We start from the raw sequence: 18,398 nt of genomic DNA on the forward strand, positions 1-18,398 counted from the left end.
TTACTTACCCTAAATTCAAACTACCAGAAATATTTTTGGTTAGTGATTTAGTGATAATTGGAGTAATTTTTAGATATATATTAGATATTGTTGTCATAAGTTGAACAGCATCGCTCCCGTATTTTTGTTGAAGTTTACTTACTCCACTTGCTGCATTTGTTGTATTTCCTGATATATAAGCTGATGTAGCTTCTTTTGTATCTTTTAGATATTCAATAAGTTTTTGCACAAAAGCATCATCTTTGCCAGCTAAATCTTTTATCACTTCTGTTCTTACTTCTTCTTTAGTTTCAGCATCGATACTAAAAGAAACTCCACTTACACTAATGAAGATAATGTATTATTGTTCTTATAAATATTTTCATAGTTATTTAATATTTGATCTGCTACTTCTCTTTTTGCTTCATCACCAGTTTTATGATTTCCTGAATTGCAAGATACAACTAAAGCAATTGGTACTAATGTGGAAACACTTGAAGAAATAAAGAATAATTTGTTTTTAATTGTCATATTTCTCCTTAGTTTCTTTATTATATCATATAAGGTAGATTTATATTCAAAAATTTCTGAAATATTATTCAAAACTTTACATAGTTACAAACGTATAAGGTAGATTTATATTCAAAAATTATGTGTTTGTTTTGGTTTTAAAATTCGTTTTAAAAACAAGGTATCAAAAGAAATGAAACACCTTAAAATTATGCAAAAAAATACCACAAAGCAATGTTTTTGCATAATTTTAATTATAATCAACTCAAAAAATCTTACATATTCGAAAATACTATATAATTTTATTTGCATATATAGAAACATTTACATAAAATTATGTTATTTTCTTACAAGAAAGGAAAATATGTTTGCGAGATTTAAATCATTCACCCCTAAGCAATGAATAGCATTAACGATTTTAGCTGCTGCTGATGTATTTGTTATTGCAATTCCGTATTATCTTAGAAATATTATCCCAAACTTTAACCAAACCTTAGGTATCCGTGAGGATCAACTTGCTAATTTGATAACAATTATAGGTATAGTTAAGTTATTGACTCAACTACCAGGCGGTTTTTTAGCAAACAAATATAGTTCGAGATGACTGTTATTTGGAGCCTGTGTCACTACTGCTTTGATTTCATTTTGATTCGGGGCTGCATTAATGACTACTGGAAATTATACTTATGATAATAATGAAGGATTATATATACAATATGCAATTATTTGAGGATTATGAGGTATAAGTTCTACACTAATCTTTTGAGCACCACTTTGAAAACTTGTTTCACAACAAGCAACTAAGGAAAATCAAGGAATTGCATATGGAGTAGTTAATTCATTTAATGGTATTATTGGATTTATTTTTGTATGAGTGTTATTGTTTTTATTTATTAAATTATGATACCCAGTAGTTAAAGAAAATCCAGCAAGCAATCAAGGTGTACCGTTTTCAGTTTTTGTGTTTATTTTAGCAGTATTTTTATTAGCAATTGCTGTGCTTACCTTATTTTTTGTTCCTGAAAAACCAAGAGAAAAATCAAATAAACCCAAAACACCATTTACATATGCAAAATTTAAATCATCATTATTTTCATTTTGAAAATCAATTCGTAATTGAAAATTATGAGCATTAGCTTTCTTTATAATGGGAATGTACATCTTCCAATCGGTGGTTCCATTTTATGCTCTGCAAATGATGACAAATGAGTATCATGCACCCCAAACATTGGTATTGATACTAACTGGTTTGATAGCATATGTGTTAAGAATCTTCATTTCCTGAATAGTTGGAATCTGAGCAGATAAAAGCCGTTCATATACATTATTTTTAATTATCGCTACTACATTGGCACTTATTTCGCTTGCAGGAACCATTTTAATAGGATATATAAAAAGTTCTTTTGTGGTAATTGGAATTAGTAGTTTATTATTTGTTGTAATTGGGACCTGTGTGTGAGCGATGGCTACATTACGTTATGCACAAGTTAATGAAGTTCATATTGAAAAAGGAACCTATGCTTCATCGGTTGGTATTATGTCATTTATTGGTTCATCATCAGATGCTTGATTTTCACCTATTTTAGCCGGTATTGGAAAACATTTTACAACCGAAGGGGCACCAAATCCGAGTTTACAAGGATATCGTATCATTATCTTAGTTGCTTTATCAGTAGCATTCTTAGGATTTTTATCAGGTGTAATAGTATTTTTAAGCAATACCTTGGAACTTAAAAGACTTGGTAAAACAGATTACAAATGAAGAAAACTTGAAAATTAGTATTTTAATAGCTAGGTTATTAACCTAGTTTTCTTTTAGTTATAAACAACCTAATTATTAAAAAAATGTATAATAATTATGTTTATTATAAAAACATTTCCATAAATGTGTTATTTAAATTATAAAGGAGATTATGAAAACATTAAAATATGATTATCCATTAGTTGTTAAGGATAATAATCAACCAAAAAATCCAATTATATTCATTCATGGATTTAACTCAAATCCAGAACTACACGATGTATTTATGAAGCACTGAACACTTAGTGATTACTATGCATTAGCATTTCCAGGTAACAATATGGTTGAACCTAAAAATGATGATGAAGTAAGTGTTGATTCATTTGCAGAGTTATTAATTAAATTCATTAAAGATAACGATTTAAAAGATGTAGTTTTAATCGGACATTCAATGGGTGGAGGTACCATTTCACTTGCATACAAAAAAGCACCCGAATTATTTGCTAAAATGATTTATGTCTCACCAATGAATAAAACTTTATTAGAACGCAAAGAAGAATTCTTTAAATTGTTTGCTCCACAAACCTTTGATGAATATAAGACACTGTTAGGTGCTTTATCACCTGTGTATTTACAAGCATTACAAGACCCTAGTGTTGAGGCACAACAAAGAGCATATTTTGAATCTGGCGCAGCAAGCAACCCACATGTAATGAAACTAGGTTTTTCACTTGCTGAAGAAAGTTTACACAATGCTGTTGAAGCAGGAATCGAAAGTATTAAAGTTCCTACATTATTGGTTTTAGGATCAAATGATATGATTATTAATTGTGAAAAAACAAAAACATACTTTTTAGCACACGCTAAAAATGTTACAGTTAAAGTTATTGAAAATACAGGACATGTTTCATTTTTAGAAGACTTTGTTAAATACTTTAGCATTCTATCTGAATTTTATTTAACTAAATAAAATTCATTATAAAATTAGAAAGGAGTAAAATGCTAAATAGGTTAAAAGAATTTACCTGAAAGCAAATTGTTGCATTAATTATTCTTGCCGCAGCTGATGTTTTTGTGATAGCAGTACCTTACTATCTTAAAAATATTATTCCTAACTTTAACTTATATTTAGGTATTCGTGAAGATCAAGTTGCAATATTAATCGCAATCATCGGGATAGTTACTTTAGTTACCCAACTTCCAGGCGGATTCTTAGCAAACAAATTTAGTTCCAGATGATTGTTGTTTATTGCTATTATTTCGACAGCAATTATCGCAGTGTGGTTTGCGATCTTGTTGCTTAATCAAAGAAGTTATCAGCAAACAGCAACATTGCGAGCTTCATTGTTTGCACAATATGCAGTTATATGGGGACTTTGAGGAGTAACATCGACATTGGTGTTCTGAAGTCCGTTATGAAAGCTTGTGTCACAACAAGCTAAAAAAGAAAATCAAGGATATGCATACGGATTAGAAAGTTCATTTAACGGAATCATCGGATTTATTTTAATTTGAGCATTAGGATTCTTAATTGCAACATTCTGAATTGGAAAATTAAGCAAAAACCAAGTTCCATCATCAGGTGTTCCATTTGCTGTTTATATCTTTATTGTAGTAGCATTCTTGATTTTAGTTTCAATTTTAGTAATGGTTTTGGTTCCAGAACGACCAATAGAAAAAGTCGTAGCAGATCCAAACAAACCAAAAGAAAAGTTTTCTTGAGTAAAATTTAAAGCATCTTTAAAAGAAGGATTTAAGAAACTTAAGAATTGAAAACTATGAGCATTATCAGTGTTTTTAATGGGAATGTACACTTTCCAAACTGTTTTTCCTTATTATGTTTTACAAATGCTGGTTAATGAATATGGGGCACCAGGGTGAATTTCATTTATTTTAACTGGAATTATCTCATATGGATTTAGAATCTTTATTTCTTGAGTAATTGGTGGTTGAGCAGATAAGACACGTTCATATATTATGTTCTTGGTAATTTCGACAGGATTAGCAATCGCTTCTATAGTTGTTATTATCTTGATTGGATACATTCAAAATGCTAATACCTTAATTATTGTATTAAGTATTCTATTATTTATGTTTATTGGTTCACTAACATGAGCTATGGCAACACTAAGATATGCTCAACTTAATGAAATCCATATTGAAAAAGGTAGTTATACTTCATCAGTAGGAGTTATGTCATTTATTGGTTTCTCATTAGATGCATGATTTTATCCAATGTCATCAGCTATCGGAAAAGCATACACACCATATAACGGATTCCATACTAGTTTACAAGGATATAGAATTATTATCAGTATTGCATTAGCAATCGCATTAGTTGGTTTATTAGCAGGTATTGCAGTATTTATTTCTAATATCAAAGAACTTAAAAAACTTGGTAAAACTAATTTTAAATGAAGAGAATTAGTAAATTAGCAAAAAACTTCCTTAAATAGGAAGTTTTTATAATTTTTCATCTTCTGATGGACGCTTTCATTTCAAATATTCTTCATATCTTTTTCTTATTTGTTCTTGTTCTTCATCGTGCTTTTGTTTTATAAAGAAATCTTTATATTTATTTTGAATTCATTTTTCAAAAGTGTCATTTATATTGAATGCGACATCATTAATTATAAAAATGAAATATATAACGATAACAGATGCGACAAGAATACCAAATGTAAGTAAAAATATTCAAAGCTTAAAAATTGTTGGGTACATTAAAATACCTAGAATATTATAATATGGGTCATAAATAACTATAAGTGATATAGAGCAATATAATAAAATAATAAGTCAAATGGTTTTAAAAATAATGTTTCTTTTATATATAAATTTTCTTCTTTTAATATATAAATCGAATTTTGCTTTAACATAATTTAATCCAGTCATATTTTCTAAAATCTTATTTTTTATATAAGTGTTATCCAACCCATCTCAAAATGATTTATAACCTTTATGTGAATAAATAAAACTCCGATATAAAAATTTAAAATGTCCACCAACTAAACTAAATATATATTTTATAATTAGTAGAGAGAAGAATGTATAAATTAATGATCTAATAATATATTGATATTTTCATTTTGGAAATTTTATTAAATAAAACAAAAGTCATATTGATAAATTTATTAGGCAAGCAAAAAATAAAAGTCACAAAATAATATTTACAATTTTTAAGGATATATGTATCTTCCTAATTCTTAAATAATTATAATATTTATCGATATTACAGAAGAAAAAATATTCATCCAAAATTTCATCTACTTTGAGGGAATTTGTTTTTCTTTTATTTGACATTTATAGGTTACAATTTAATATATATTAATGTTTATGAGTAACACATGTATTATGCGTATGCACAATACGAATATTTTGTATTGCATATATAATATTATCAAGTTTTTCGATAAAAACTTGATTAAATCTATCTATTTCCCTGCTGATTTTTTCGATTATTTCTCACAATTTTATATCCTCTAAGTTTTTTCTAACACTTCTTATTTCTTCAAATGTATATTTTGCAGGGACCTTAAAAAAAGTTGTGTATTCATAACTGAGTTATCTTCACAAAAAAAGATTTTTAAAAAATATTAAAAAAGAGTGAAACTCCTTTAAAATTGTATGTGAAATAAAACAAAGGAGAACACATGACAGATATTATATCAAAAAATTTGTTAATTTCAGAAAAGATTAATGAAATAAAAGAAAATGGGTTTAAATTCGTAGCAGAATTTTCAAGAGATATCATTACTAATATAATGAATGCAATCTTAAAAGAAGAGTTTGATGAGAACTTAAAATTTGAATTTGAAAATTCTAAATATGAAAAGAAAAATACACGAAATGGTTATTATACAAGAAGCACTAGATACACCTATTGGAAAAGCATTGCTAAATGTTCCAAGAGATAGAGCAGGAAGAATTAAAAGTAAATTATTTACCAGATATAGTCGAAGAAGTGATGATCTTACTCAGATGATAATGTCCTTTTGCAAACTAGGTGGTTCTTATAAAGAAATCACTGATTTCATTGAGAATTCTACAGACATAAAAATGTCAAGACAAACAATTTCTAATATCTTTACTACTACAAAGGAAAAGGTAGATGAATTCCAAAATAGAAAGTCTACCAAAGAAATTTCAAGCAATTTTTCTTGATTCTACTTACTTTTCCATCAAACGAGGAAGTTATGCAAAGGAAGTCTATAAATATCGTTATGGGAATTGACGAAAATGGTTATAAGCAAGTGCTAAACTTTGAAATTTGTCCAAATGAAAACAAAGGAATTTTTAGAGAATTATTACTAAAAATCAAGGAACAAGGTGTAGAAGAAGTTGAAATTTTTGTCTTTGACGGTTTACCTGGTTTAGAAAATGTTGTAAATGAAATTTTTCCAAAATCTAAGACTCAAAGATGTCTTATACACATTCAAAGAAATATTGTGTCTAAAGTAAGGGTTTCTGATCGTAAAGAAATTTCTAATGATTTTATGTTGATTGCAAAACGAAGTAATATAATTGAAGCACAAAAAGAACTAGAAAACTTTGTATCAAAATGAACTATAAAAGGTTACAAAAAGAAGTCTCATATCTTTTGCAAATGCAAAATTTATTAACATTTTTTGATTTTCCACCTGAAAAGCGTAAATCTATTTATACAACAAATCCAATCAGATCCTTAAACTCGAATATGAAATTGATTTTAAAAAGAAAAGTTTCATTTCCTAGTATGGAAAGTTTATCACTGCTTTTAGCACATATTTTTGATAACTGAAATATTGACAGAAGTTTTAGAGCAACAAACGGATTTAGAAATATTGGTTAAACTTCGATTTGGTATTGAAAAACCTGCAAAATATAAAGCAAAAGAACAAAAGATTACTTTTGTTCGCTTTATTTTGCGGGTTTTTCAAAAAAATTTTTAAATTTTTCTGATAAGATGCTATTATATATACTACTTACCTTTTATAGGATATAACTTAGATTTTATTAAAATACACAAGAATTTTTATAATGTCATTTGTTTCTTTCATCTGAAATAACTAGTTCTTGAAATACCTAAAAGGTAAAGAATTTTGTTTAACGAAACATAAGAATTTAACTTCTTAATTTTTGAAATTGCTTCATCTAAATCGATTTCATTATTTGTGGATTCAGTAAAAATTTTCAAAATTTCTATCACAAACTCTTTGCTGTAATTATTCAGTTCATCGTATTTAATGTTTAACTTAATTTTCTTTCTTCCGACACCTTTATTTTTCTTCAAAGACTTTCCTGTCTTGCTGCATAAATTCATATTTAAATTATATATTTTTATCTTATTTTTGAAATTTTTAATTACTTCTTTTGTTAATTTTGTATTTCTAATTTTGCAAAATTCAATTCAAAAAATATTTACTTCAATTTTAGATTTACAACTTTGATATTTTTCGATTCAAAACTTTCATTGTTCGTGAGTTAGGTGTTTTGCCATATTTTTACTCCTTTTTTATCAAAAAAATCGCCGGGGTGGTACCACCCCGGCGTCCTACTTTAAAACACAAAAATAATTTGCATTTTTATAAGCAAAATTTATAATTATTTTTACCTATGAAAAAAGAAATTTTTGATAATAATCTAAAGCAAATAATTACATCAAATCAACATATAAAATCATTGATAAAATTAACCGATTTTATTAGTTTATATCCTAATGGTTTTTTAGAATTATCAACTTTGCAATTATCTGATAAGCTTGATGTGTCACAAGCAACTATTTCTCGTATTTCAAAAATATTAGGTTTTAGAAATATTCAAGATATAAGAATCTATATTTCAGCAAGATTGCAATATTTAGATGATCGTATTGATTGAAATAATAATGAATCAAGCGAAAATTTATCAGATGTAATTTCTAATATTAAATCACATTATATGTTTTCAATTGAAAAAAGTGTAAATAAGTTTTTAGATAATAAATATATTTATAAGTATATTAACACATTATTAGAATACAAAATTAATCTATTTTTTGGCATTGGTGATTCTGGTATGATATCAGCTTATTTTGCTAATAATTTAAGAAAAATAGGATTTAATGTTTTATATTGTAGTGATGTACATACCTTTTTAAGCTTTAATTCATTGCTGCAACTTAAAAAAGTGCATGTAACAGTGATATCTAAATCAGGAACAACTTTAGAAATAAAATTTGTTATAAACTTCTTAGAAACAAATAATATTCCATATTCTGTATGAACAAAGAATCAGAGTTTACAAAGCAATCATTCGTTGAATTTATTGTATGTTGATTCGCTTGAGCAAAAGTATCGTATTGGAGTGCTAGGCTCAAAGATTTCTTATTTTATGCTTTGTGATATTATTTATTCATTTTTATCAGTAAAAATAGATAAAAATAAGAAAATCTTTTCGCAGATTAATGATTATATTAGTAGTTGAAATAATTTATTGGATAATAAAAAATAAGGTGCAAACCTTATTTTATTGTAAGTAAATTGGAATGTTAATGAATGAAAGCATATAGTATAAAGTATAAGTGTCGATTAATAGATCGTTATAAATTTTATTAATTACTATTTCTTTGTTTTTTAAACGAAGTGGGACATTAAGATACATAAACCCAAAATCAACATTATAGTTTAAGTAGATAAAATCTCCAGTAGAAAAAACATTAAATCTTTTAATTTTTGAACCTTGGGTATCTTTAAGACGCTTAAGCATTAATTCTTGTGATAATGGTGTAAACATCATTGTGGCTTTAAATCTATCGTTTATCATTGGTGCAACATACTTGTTGAATTCTTTGTTTTCCATTTGAATTTTTTGTAAACCACTACCACTAGCAAGTTTTCCAACCATTAATGTAAATACCATTGCTTTATCTTCAAGATATCTTGTATCTATTTTAAGCATACCGGTATAGTAATGTTTTTCTTCAGTTAGATTACCTTTACTATCTCTTCTTTCATAAACTCAGTGGACATTTATAAGAGAAAGTGGATAGTGTTTCATTAATAAACAATGTTTTGGTTCTTTAACTTCTGATATATATGCCCCACCAGGAATACCAACTGTAAATCTATGTAAATCCTTTTTGCTAACTTGACAATGTCTAAATGCTTCTTTAAAGTCAGTGCTTTCTTCTGTTGGTATATAATCCATTTCGTCATCAAGGATATTAAATGATTCAACATATAGTGCTTCTTGGTTTAAGTTTTGTTTTAATACATGAGCTAAATTAACCCTAAAACGATAAAATTTTCTTCAATAGACAGCACCTAAAATAACACCAATTAGAATAGAAATAATGAATAAGATTAAAAAAACAAAAAAAGGAATAAAACCATTACTTACTACACTGATAATAATGGCACCGATTATTAAGAATACAACACCAGGTATAATAGTACTTAAAAGAGATACTCAGAATTTTTTAAATGCTTTTTTATATTCATTCATTACTTCGGGAGTTAGAATGTTATTTACTACTGTTGTAACAATTGGTAGAAGTTTTTCGTCTGCTTTATTTTTATAATCAGCAAACTTTTGATAATCGCGAACAACTCTCACTATTTATTATTAAAATAAACCTTTCATTGAAACATCTTGTTTTTGTTGTTCAGATGCTGCATATAAAGGAAGAGTTTCAAGCTTTAACATTGCCGCAATAATTGAAGCAGGATATGAGAAAATTTCTTTATTAAAGATGTTAGCATCTTTATTATATAGTCTTCTTGCAGCTTGTAGCTCTCTTTCTAAATATGTTGATTGATTCATTAATTCTTTATAAGCATCCATTGCTTTTAGTTCTGGATATGCTTCAGAAACTGCCATCAATCTTCCGAAAACACTTGTGTTAAGCTTTTCGATTTCATTTGCATTAGCAACTCCACCTTGACTTACTAATGATCTCATTTTTGCAATTTGTGTAAGTGTTTCATTTTCATACTTGCTGTAACTTTTTGTAATTTCAACAAGTTTGTTTAATGTGTCATAACGTTGTGTTAAGAACACATCAATGGTTGAAGCCGATTCATTTGTTTGTAATTGCATTCTATTAAAACTATTTCTTTTTACAAAATAATAAATTACACCACTAAATAGAAGAAGAATTCCAAGGATTCAGAAAATTACCTTTGATGCTGTTGATGTTGTTGCAGCAGTAGGTCTTGAATCTACATTTGGTTGAAATCCATCTGGATGATGTGCTTCTCTGTTATTAACTAAATTTGCCATATTGTCCTTTCTTTATTTGTCATAATAACTTGTTATATTATACAAAATTTGCATAAAAATTTAAAAAGTCAAAGCAAATATTTGCAGAGACTTTTGTAAGGCAATTCTCTTTTACTAGAAGAAAAAAATGTGTAAATTCTAATGAATTTCTATCAAAAATACCTTTTTCTTACCGATATGTAATAAAGCAAACTTCCCATCAAAAAGCTTGGATTGAAAAGTTGTTTGTAAATTCACTTCAACATTATTTAATTTAATTGCTTTTTTTTCAATAAATTCACGAGCTTCACGTTTTGAGTGAACTAATTTTTTTTCAATCAACGATTCTATGATATTGTTATTTTTTTTAACAGTTAAAGTAGGAATTTGATTTTTTAAAGAAGTGATTATATCTATTGATAAAGTTGTGATATCAAAGTTTTTATTAAATAAAATTTCACTTGTTGCTTGCGATATTTTAGCATCATTTTCACTGTGGATGTCTTTTATAACTTCGTATGCTAAAACCTTTTGAGCATATTGATTTGCTGGATCTTTAATATGTTTTTGCATAACATTATCGATTTCATCAAGTGATAAAAATGTGAGTCATTTTAAAAGTTTTTCAATTTGACTATCTGGTTGCTTATATAAAAATTGATACATATCATAAGGTTTAGTCATATTTTTATCAAGTCATAAACTTCCACCACCAGTTGATTTACCAAATTTATTTCCTTTTTCATCTGTTAATAAGTTAGTTGTAAAAATAAATGCTTGATGATCGTTTCCTATTTTTTTTGAAATCATTTCTAATCCAGTTGAAAGATTTCCCCATTGGTCAGAACCACCTACTTGAATTTTTACATTATAATCTTGATATAAACGAATAAAGTCTCATCCTTGAATTAATTGATAAGAAAATTCAGTAAAACTTAATCCATTTTCAATTCTATTAGCAACTGAATCCTTTGATAACATATATGCTACATTAACTAATTTTCCTACATCCCTTAAGAAACTAATTAAATTCATATCTTTGTAAAATTCATAATTATCTACTACATATAATCCAAAATGTTCAAGCTGCATTTTGATTTTATTTTTATTTTCTATTAATTCTTTTTCATCAAGTAGTTTTCTTTCACTGGTTTTAAACGAAGGATCACCAATCATCCCGGTAGCACCACCTAGGATTGCAATAGTATTTCATCCTGCTTTTTGCATACGAAGTAAGGTTAAAATTTGCAGATAATTACCTAAATGCAAACTAGTTGCAGTAGGGTCAAATCCAGCATATACAGCATCATTTGTAGTTAAATTATTAAATTTATCAATATTACTATGTTGTTTTAAGATACCACGATTATTTAATTCTTTTAATATATTTTTCATTAAAATTCAAAGTCCTTTCCGATATCGTTTTTAGTTCCAAAAATTAAACCATCACCATTTAATCCTAGGCTTTTATAACCCGATAACATCCCAAAACTTTCGACATCTAAAAGTTTGCTTAATAAAACAGCGCTACCATCATTAATAACTGTTCCAGGAAGTGCTAAAACTACTATTTTACCAACCTGTGAATCAGCTGTATTTGTTACAATTTGAATTAATTTATCTTTATTTATATTTATTTTAAGAATGTATAATTTATCACTATTAGGATGATTATTTCTTTCTATAATTTCTCCATAAATAAATTTTTGTTCATCTTTTATAACAAGACCTTCTGTTTTAGCAATTTGCATCAATATACTTTTTTGCTCTGTGTTTAAAGTAAAATAACTTTGATTTTCCTTAATATCAAGCAACTTATTATCAAGCAGATTAATTGAATTTACATTGTTTTGCGAATCTATAAAAAATATTGCATTCTGTGTTCTAATTTGTTTATTTATAACTACTTTTGCATCCACGAATATAATAGATGTATTAGAAAAAAACTTATTTAAATTATTACATATAATCATATTTAACATTATAACATTTTTTATTATAATAGATAAGTATGAAAAAACTAGCAATTATTATTGATTCCTCTAGTGGGCTGACAAAAGAACAAGCACAAAGACTAGGATTTTATTATTTACCACTTATTATCCAAATAGATGGAAAATCATATCAAGATGGTATTGAAATAACTAAAGACAATTTGTTTACAGTATTTAATAAGAATACTAAAAATGTTTTAACATCTGCAACACCAATTGGTTATGCAAGTGATTTATTTGCCCAATTATCTAATGAATATGAAAATTTAGTTGTATTCCCTATTTCAATGCATTTATCGGGCCAATATCAGATTTTAAAAAATCTTGAGCAGGAATTTCCTAAACTTAAGGTGGTTGCTTCTTTAAATCTTTCTTTTACAGTCTTAGATCAAGTTTCAAGATTTAAAAAAGAGTTTGCTCTGAGCAACGATGTAGACTTATCGATTAAAAATGTATCCGACTGAAATAAAAGTTTAGATATTACATTGATACCTAAATATAATGATTATTTAGTTCGTGGAGGTCGTTTAACACCAGCATTAGCAACCTTAGCAAAACTTTTAAAAATAGTTCCATTAATTCGTTTTCGTGAGGGTAAATTAGTTAAACAAGGAAAAGGTAGAATCTTTTTAAAAAGTGTTTTTGATGAAATTAACCGCAAATTAGAGTTAAAAGAAAACCGAGATTTAGTTCTTTTAACAGCAAATGGTGATTTTGATCAAGAAATTATTGATTATTATAAAAATTCTTATGATGGTAACATTCTAGTTTTTCCAATCCCTACTGTTGTTGCTATTCATACTGGGCCAGAAGCGATAGTAATTGGGACAGGTGAAAATATTGTTGATTCGTTGAAAGAATATGAAAGAATATAGTTTTTTTGCTAACGATTTAGAACAACTAAAAGAGAATATTCAAACTTTTTTACCTATAATAAAGCTAAAAAAGTATCTTTTGTTATCTGGTGAATTAGGTGCAGGAAAAACAACTTTTGTACAAGTTTTAGGTAAGTTATTAGGAATAAAAGAAAATATTACATCACCTAGTTTTAATTATATGAAAGTTTATAACGGATTAGTTCATATTGATTTATATACATATAAAGGTGATATTGATGAATTTGAAGATTACTTTGATGACAATATTGTAGCTATTGAATGACCGGAAAAAAAGAATTTACTTTTTGATGCATATGTAAAAGTTGACATAAGTTTTGATAATACAAGAAAGTATAAAATTGAAATTGTATAATTTATTTTTGGATACCACTGGAAAAGATTTTTGTATCGCTTTATTTGACCTTAATTTTAATTTAATAAAATCAGTGATTTTAGAAAATTATAAAAAAAAGATAGATTTAATAGTTAAATATTTCAATGATTTTAATATAAAAATTAATGAAATTAATGGTTTATATATAAATTTAGGTCCTGGTTTTTTTACAGGAGTTCGAGTTGGTTTTGTTTTCTTTAGAACACTAGCATTGGCTAATAATATTGATTTTTATACAACTACGACATTTGAACTTTTGATGATGCAGAATGATAAAGATACTTTTTACACCGATGCACAAGGAAAAAAAGTTTATTTTTTTGATAAACAGATGTTCTTAAAAACAGAAGATATCTTTGAAAGCACTAAAGTTATTGATGCAACAGATAATATAACCCTTGATAACATTAATTACCAGAAAGTTATTTCCAAATTCCTTGCTTATCAACACATTTTTACAAAAAAACATCCATTAGAAGTTGAACCTACATATATTAAAAAACCACAAATAGGAAGTAAATAATGCGTATTTTAGGTATCGAAACATCACATGACGATACATCATTAGCAATATTAGAAGATGGTAAGATTTTACAGTTATCCACAATTTCACAAATTGATATTTTCAAAGAATATGGTGGAACAATCCCAGAGTTAGCTTCCAGAGAACATGTTAAGAACATTGCTGTTTTACAAAAAATAATTTTTAATAAATATCCTATTGAGACAATAGATTACGTTGCCTATACAAAGGAACCCGGATTAATAGGAACCTTACAAATTGGTTTTTTATTCGCCTATGCCATCGCACTTTCTATTAATAAATTGCCTATACCAATTAATCATTTGCACGGACATTTGTTTTCAGCAACAATTGATCAAGATGTTGAATTCCCTGCTTTATGTTTACTTGTTTCGGGAGGTCACACACAACTTATTCTTGCTCATGATGTTTTTGATTTTGATATTATTGGAGAAACATTGGATGATGCAGTTGGAGAATGTTTTGATAAAGTTGCCGTTAAATCTGGGTTAGGTTTTCCTGGTGGTGTTTTAATTGATAAGATTTCACAAACTTATCAAGGTGAATATATAAAATTTAGCAAACCACATACTAAAAATCCATATGACTTTTCCTTCAGTGGTTTAAAAACACAGGTTTTGAATTATATAAATAATCAAAAAATGAAAAATATTGATATTGATATAAACCAAGTTGTTGCAAGTTTTCAAAAAACAGCGATAGAATATTTGTGTGAAAAAACAACTGCTGTATTGAACCAATATAAAGTTAAAACATTAATTTTAGGTGGTGGAGTTTCGGCAAATTCAGAACTGCGTAAAGAATTTGTTAAATTACACCCAAATACCATCATACCAAAATTAAAATATGCAACTGATAATGCAGCTATGATAGCACAAGCAGCATATATAAGACTTACAAATAAAATATATTAAAAAATAACAAATTAAGTATAATTAAATAATATGAATTTATCAAAGATGTTAGATTTTAAAACAACTGAAATGCGAATTGCAGAAAGTGCTTTAAAACAGATAAATAAACTTGAAAAATATGTTTCACAACTTAGTGATGAAGAACTAAAAAAACAAACAGAAATTTTTAAGAAATTTCTTGAAGAAGGACATACATTAGAAGAAATTCGTAATGATGTTTTTGCGGTTTCGCGGGAGGCTACCAAAAGGGTTTTAGGTAAGCGTCCTTTTGATGTTCAGATTTTAGGTGGACTTTTATTAGATTTAGGTTCTGTTGCTGAGATGAAAACAGGTGAAGGAAAAACGATAACTTCAATTGCACCTGTATATTTAAATGCCTTATTGGGTAAAGGCGCTATTGTTTCAACAGTTAATGAATATTTAACAGTGCGTGATGCTGAAGAAATGGGACAAGTTTTTAACTTTTTAGGTTTAACCGTAGGAATAAATAAAGCACAATTAGATCCCGATCACAAACGAGCCGCTTATGCGTGCGATATAACTTATTCAGTGCATTCAGAATTAGGTTTTGATTATTTACGTGATAATATGGTGCAAAATGTTGCTGAAAAAGTTCAGCGAGGGCTTCAGTTTTGCTTAATTGATGAGGTTGATTCAATTTTAATCGATGAGGCAAAAACACCTTTAATTATTTCAGGGGGTGAACAAGAAGATGTAGCAACTTATTTTTCTGCAGACCAATTTGTTCGTACCCTAGGCCCTGATGATTATATCATAGACGACGAATCAAAGGCTGTTGCTTTAACTCACCAAGGAATTGCTAAAGCAAATCGTTTTTATAAAACTAAAAATATTTATAACATCGAAAATTCTGAACATATACATTTGATTCAGAATGCTTTGCGTGCCCATAAAATTATGCGTGTTGATGTTGAATATATAGTACGTGAAGGGAAAATCGAACTAGTTGATAGTTTTACTGGCCGGATAATGGATGGTCGTAGTTATTCCGAAGGATTGCAACAGGCAATACAGGCAAAAGAAATGGTTGAAATTGAAGCGGAAACCAAGACTCTAGCGACAATAACATACCAAAACTTCTTTAGAATGTTTAAAAAACTATGTGGAATGACAGGAACAGGAAAAACTGAAGAACAAGAATTTATTGATATTTATAATATGCGAGTGAATGTAGTTCCCACAAATAAACCTATCGCCAGAATTGATGAACCTGATTCAATTTATGGAAGTTATGAAGATAAATGAAATGCAGTTGTTGAAAAAATAGCAGAACTTTATCATAAAGGACAACCAGTATTGGTAGGAACTGCACAGATTGAAGAATCTGAATTATTGCACCGAATGCTACTTCATAAAGGGATTCCACATACAGTTTTGAATGCAAAACAAAATGCTCAAGAAGCTGAAATTATTTCAAAGGCAGGTAGTGTTAAGTCAGTTACAATTGCTACTAATATGGCTGGTCGTGGAACCGATATCAAACCATCACCTGAGGCATTAAAATTAGGTGGATTGTATGTTTTAGGAACCGAAAAAGCTGAATCGCGAAGAATTGATAATCAGTTGCGTGGTCGTTCTGGTAGACAAGGTGATATCGGAACAAGTAAATTCTTTATTTCTATGCATGATCAACTAATGCGTCGTTTTTCAACCTTTGATGTTTTTAAAGATGCTTTCAAAAGCGAAGATGGAAGCGAAATAACTGATAAAAATACTAAATACGCATTTAATCATGCCCAAAAGAAAATCGAAGGATTGAATTATGATTCACGTAAATCAGTGTTGCATTATGATGATGTTATTCGTCAGCAAAGAGATTTGATTTACTCACAGCGTGATTTAATTTTGGGTTCACCTAATATTGATTTTATTGTTCGTAGAATGATTGCTTCATCAGCTCGTGCAATAGTGAAAAGTGGTGAATATCAACTTCATAATAAAATTTATAATTATGAAGGTTTAGTAAGTTTTTTAAATGCTAATATCGGTCAGTTAGTTAAGTTTGAATTTAATTTACAAGAAATTAGTGCGATTCATGAAAGCGATTTACCAGATTATGTTTCTAATATTGTTTTAAGTGTATATCAAGAATGACTTAAGAATGCAGCCGAAAAAACATCACACGAAGAATTAGTTGATTTAAAACGTGCTACAATCCTAAGGGTTTTAGATAATAAATGACAAACTCATATCAACCGTATGGATAAATTGCGTTCAAATGTGCATTTGGTTCAATACTCGCAAAAAAATCCTTATCAAATTTACACCGATGAAGGAACTAAACTTTTTGAAGCATTACTAGATGATATAGCATACAATGTTATGTTAAGTATTTTCTCAAATCATATTGGCAAAAAATCCCTTATTACCAAAGAAATGCTTTCAGACCCAGTATTTTTACAAGTTAAAAATAATTTTAGTTTAGATCCTTATAAAACATTGGAAGAACAAGAACAAGAGTTAGTTGATTTATATTATTCTGTTGTCAGAAGAATTGAAGAAATAAAACAACAAGAAATACTTGAAAATCAAAATAGTGATTTACCAGAAAACTAAAAACCTGTTTTATTAATAAAATAACGGCATTTTTTCGCTTTTTAATTATTTTATTATCTAAATATAGTAAAATTATAGAGCATTAAATATTGCAAATTAAATCTCAATATAACGAACTTTAATAAAGGAGAATAATTATGGAAAAGTGTTCATGTGGAAGAATAGGATGCAAAGGAGAATGTAAGACAAATAAAACACATTCTCATAATAGTGTTACTTGCAAGGATGTCAAATGTCATTTAAATAAGCAAACTACTGAAAAATCTATTGCTTGTCCAAATTGTGGTAAGGTAGGTTGCAAAGGTGAATGCAAACTTCAAAAAGCACATGTTTGTCCATTATGTGGTAAATTAGGTTGTCGTGGTGAATGTAAAATGAAAAAAGAAGAAGTTTGTAAACACTGTGGAAAAAAAGAGTGTAAGGGAGAATGTAAATTACAAAAATCACAAACCTGTCCACATTGTGGTAAAACAGATTGCAAAGGATTATGCAAACTTAAAAGACCTGAATCAACATGTCCAAAATGTAAAAAACCAGAATGTAAAGGAAATTGCTCAACATTAAAACCAGGTGAAACTGCAACTTTTAAAGATTTAGCTTCTGAATTTGAAAAATTCTCAGATAATTTAAAGAAAAAGTAAATTGCATAC

Annotated in this window: 22 protein-coding genes; 14 read left to right on the top strand and 8 right to left on the bottom strand. The window is 27.8% G+C overall.

Translation table 4 applies throughout. The features are described from left to right. Positions 1–4 precede the first annotated feature (4 nt). Both ACR82Z_RS01075 and ACR82Z_RS01080 read right to left on the bottom strand, forming a co-directional pair. Complete coding sequence (locus ACR82Z_RS01075; protein ID WP_435130032.1) at positions 5–265, bottom strand: hypothetical protein; 261 nt, start codon at positions 263–265, stop codon at positions 5–7. Between the two features lie 53 nt (positions 266–318). Beyond that, complete coding sequence (locus ACR82Z_RS01080) at positions 319–510, bottom strand: hypothetical protein (RefSeq protein WP_435130035.1); 192 nt, start codon at positions 508–510, stop codon at positions 319–321. Positions 511–853: 343 nt separating this feature from the next. On the opposite strand from ACR82Z_RS01080, the gene ACR82Z_RS01085 reads away from it, so the two are divergent. From ACR82Z_RS01085 to ACR82Z_RS01095, 3 genes are all read left to right on the top strand, one after another. Beyond that, a complete protein-coding gene (locus ACR82Z_RS01085) occupies positions 854–2,269 on the top strand; it encodes an MFS transporter (RefSeq protein WP_435130038.1) in 1,416 nt (471 codons plus the stop codon). A gap of 133 nt (positions 2,270–2,402) precedes the next feature. Continuing rightward, positions 2,403–3,200 (top strand): alpha/beta fold hydrolase, encoded by a 798-nt coding sequence (locus tag ACR82Z_RS01090; RefSeq protein WP_435130041.1) that lies wholly within the window; start codon positions 2,403–2,405, stop codon positions 3,198–3,200. Between the two features lie 29 nt (positions 3,201–3,229). Next, positions 3,230–4,666 carry an MFS transporter gene (locus tag ACR82Z_RS01095; RefSeq protein WP_435130044.1) on the top strand — a complete coding sequence of 479 codons (1,437 nt, stop codon included), beginning with the start codon at positions 3,230–3,232 and terminating at the stop codon, positions 4,664–4,666. Positions 4,667–4,693: 27 nt separating this feature from the next. Here ACR82Z_RS01095 and ACR82Z_RS01100 read toward each other — a convergent pair whose 3' ends face one another. Next, entirely contained in the window at positions 4,694–5,341 is a 648-nt protein-coding gene (locus ACR82Z_RS01100; RefSeq protein ID WP_435130047.1) for a hypothetical protein, read from the bottom strand. 539 nt (positions 5,342–5,880) lie between these two features. Here ACR82Z_RS01100 and ACR82Z_RS01105 point away from each other — a divergent pair. The 4 genes from ACR82Z_RS01105 to ACR82Z_RS01120 are packed head-to-tail and all read left to right on the top strand — an operon-like array spanning position 5,881 to position 7,058. Continuing rightward, entirely contained in the window at positions 5,881–6,144 is a 264-nt protein-coding gene (locus ACR82Z_RS01105; RefSeq protein WP_435128564.1) for a transposase, read from the top strand. Next, a complete protein-coding gene (locus tag ACR82Z_RS01110) occupies positions 6,077–6,442 on the top strand; it encodes a transposase (RefSeq protein WP_435129228.1) in 366 nt (121 codons plus the stop codon). The genes ACR82Z_RS01105 and ACR82Z_RS01110 overlap by 68 nt, the downstream gene beginning before the upstream one ends. Then, positions 6,424–6,849: a transposase gene (locus tag ACR82Z_RS01115; protein ID WP_435130050.1), complete on the top strand. Its 426-nt coding sequence runs from the start codon at positions 6,424–6,426 to the stop codon at positions 6,847–6,849. The genes ACR82Z_RS01110 and ACR82Z_RS01115 overlap by 19 nt, the downstream gene beginning before the upstream one ends. Next, positions 6,834–7,058, top strand: coding sequence for a transposase (locus tag ACR82Z_RS01120; RefSeq protein WP_435130053.1), 225 nt, complete (start codon positions 6,834–6,836; stop codon positions 7,056–7,058). The genes ACR82Z_RS01115 and ACR82Z_RS01120 overlap by 16 nt, the downstream gene beginning before the upstream one ends. A gap of 183 nt (positions 7,059–7,241) precedes the next feature. On the opposite strand, the gene ACR82Z_RS01125 is transcribed toward ACR82Z_RS01120, so the two are convergent. Then, the gene (locus tag ACR82Z_RS01125; RefSeq protein WP_435130056.1) at positions 7,242–7,706 is read right to left on the bottom strand and encodes a hypothetical protein; all 465 of its coding nucleotides are present in this window, start codon (positions 7,704–7,706) and stop codon (positions 7,242–7,244) included. 116 nt (positions 7,707–7,822) lie between these two features. Here ACR82Z_RS01125 and ACR82Z_RS01130 point away from each other — a divergent pair, with 116 nt between their 5' ends. Then, positions 7,823–8,698 (top strand): MurR/RpiR family transcriptional regulator, encoded by an 876-nt coding sequence (locus ACR82Z_RS01130; RefSeq protein WP_435130059.1) that lies wholly within the window; start codon positions 7,823–7,825, stop codon positions 8,696–8,698. Between the two features lie 15 nt (positions 8,699–8,713). On the opposite strand, the gene ACR82Z_RS01135 is transcribed toward ACR82Z_RS01130, so the two are convergent. The 4 genes from ACR82Z_RS01135 to tapR all read right to left on the bottom strand — a co-directional run bounded on the left by ACR82Z_RS01135 (position 8,714) and on the right by tapR (position 12,420). After that, entirely contained in the window at positions 8,714–9,802 is a 1,089-nt protein-coding gene (locus tag ACR82Z_RS01135) for a hypothetical protein (protein WP_435130061.1), read from the bottom strand. Positions 9,803–9,811: 9 nt separating this feature from the next. Beyond that, positions 9,812–10,468 carry a LemA family protein gene (locus ACR82Z_RS01140; protein ID WP_435130064.1) on the bottom strand — a complete coding sequence of 219 codons (657 nt, stop codon included), beginning with the start codon at positions 10,466–10,468 and terminating at the stop codon, positions 9,812–9,814. 138 nt (positions 10,469–10,606) lie between these two features. Beyond that, on the bottom strand, positions 10,607–11,842 hold the full coding sequence (gene tyrS / locus ACR82Z_RS01145) for a tyrosine--tRNA ligase (protein ID WP_435130067.1): 1,236 nt from the start codon (positions 11,840–11,842) through the stop codon (positions 10,607–10,609). After that, positions 11,842–12,420, bottom strand: coding sequence for a TyrS-associated PheT N-terminal domain-related protein TapR (gene tapR, locus ACR82Z_RS01150; protein ID WP_435130070.1), 579 nt, complete (start codon positions 12,418–12,420; stop codon positions 11,842–11,844). Before tapR ends, tyrS begins: the two co-directional genes overlap by 1 nt. Before the next feature lie 38 nt (positions 12,421–12,458). Between tapR and ACR82Z_RS01155 the strand changes: the two genes are divergently transcribed. From ACR82Z_RS01155 to ACR82Z_RS01180, 6 genes are all read left to right on the top strand, one after another. Continuing rightward, positions 12,459–13,316 (top strand): DegV family protein, encoded by an 858-nt coding sequence (locus ACR82Z_RS01155; protein ID WP_435130073.1) that lies wholly within the window; start codon positions 12,459–12,461, stop codon positions 13,314–13,316. Beyond that, a complete protein-coding gene (gene tsaE / locus ACR82Z_RS01160) occupies positions 13,285–13,692 on the top strand; it encodes a tRNA (adenosine(37)-N6)-threonylcarbamoyltransferase complex ATPase subunit type 1 TsaE (RefSeq protein WP_435130076.1) in 408 nt (135 codons plus the stop codon). The genes ACR82Z_RS01155 and tsaE overlap by 32 nt, the downstream gene beginning before the upstream one ends. Continuing rightward, positions 13,685–14,236: a tRNA (adenosine(37)-N6)-threonylcarbamoyltransferase complex dimerization subunit type 1 TsaB gene (gene tsaB / locus ACR82Z_RS01165; protein ID WP_435130079.1), complete on the top strand. Its 552-nt coding sequence runs from the start codon at positions 13,685–13,687 to the stop codon at positions 14,234–14,236. Before tsaE ends, tsaB begins: the two co-directional genes overlap by 8 nt. Further along, complete coding sequence (gene tsaD, locus ACR82Z_RS01170) at positions 14,236–15,171, top strand: tRNA (adenosine(37)-N6)-threonylcarbamoyltransferase complex transferase subunit TsaD (protein ID WP_435130082.1); 936 nt, start codon at positions 14,236–14,238, stop codon at positions 15,169–15,171. The genes tsaB and tsaD overlap by 1 nt, the downstream gene beginning before the upstream one ends. A 30-nt stretch (positions 15,172–15,201) precedes the next feature. Continuing rightward, on the top strand, positions 15,202–17,748 hold the full coding sequence (secA, locus tag ACR82Z_RS01175) for a preprotein translocase subunit SecA (protein ID WP_435130085.1): 2,547 nt from the start codon (positions 15,202–15,204) through the stop codon (positions 17,746–17,748). Between the two features lie 137 nt (positions 17,749–17,885). Beyond that, on the top strand, positions 17,886–18,389 hold the full coding sequence (locus ACR82Z_RS01180; protein ID WP_435130088.1) for a hypothetical protein: 504 nt from the start codon (positions 17,886–17,888) through the stop codon (positions 18,387–18,389). Positions 18,390–18,398: the final 9 nt, after the last annotated feature.

Origin of the sequence: Mycoplasma sp. 6243, assembly GCF_051200785.1 — a bacterium.
Classification (GTDB): Bacteria; Bacillota_I; Bacilli_A; order Mycoplasmatales; family Metamycoplasmataceae; genus Mycoplasmopsis.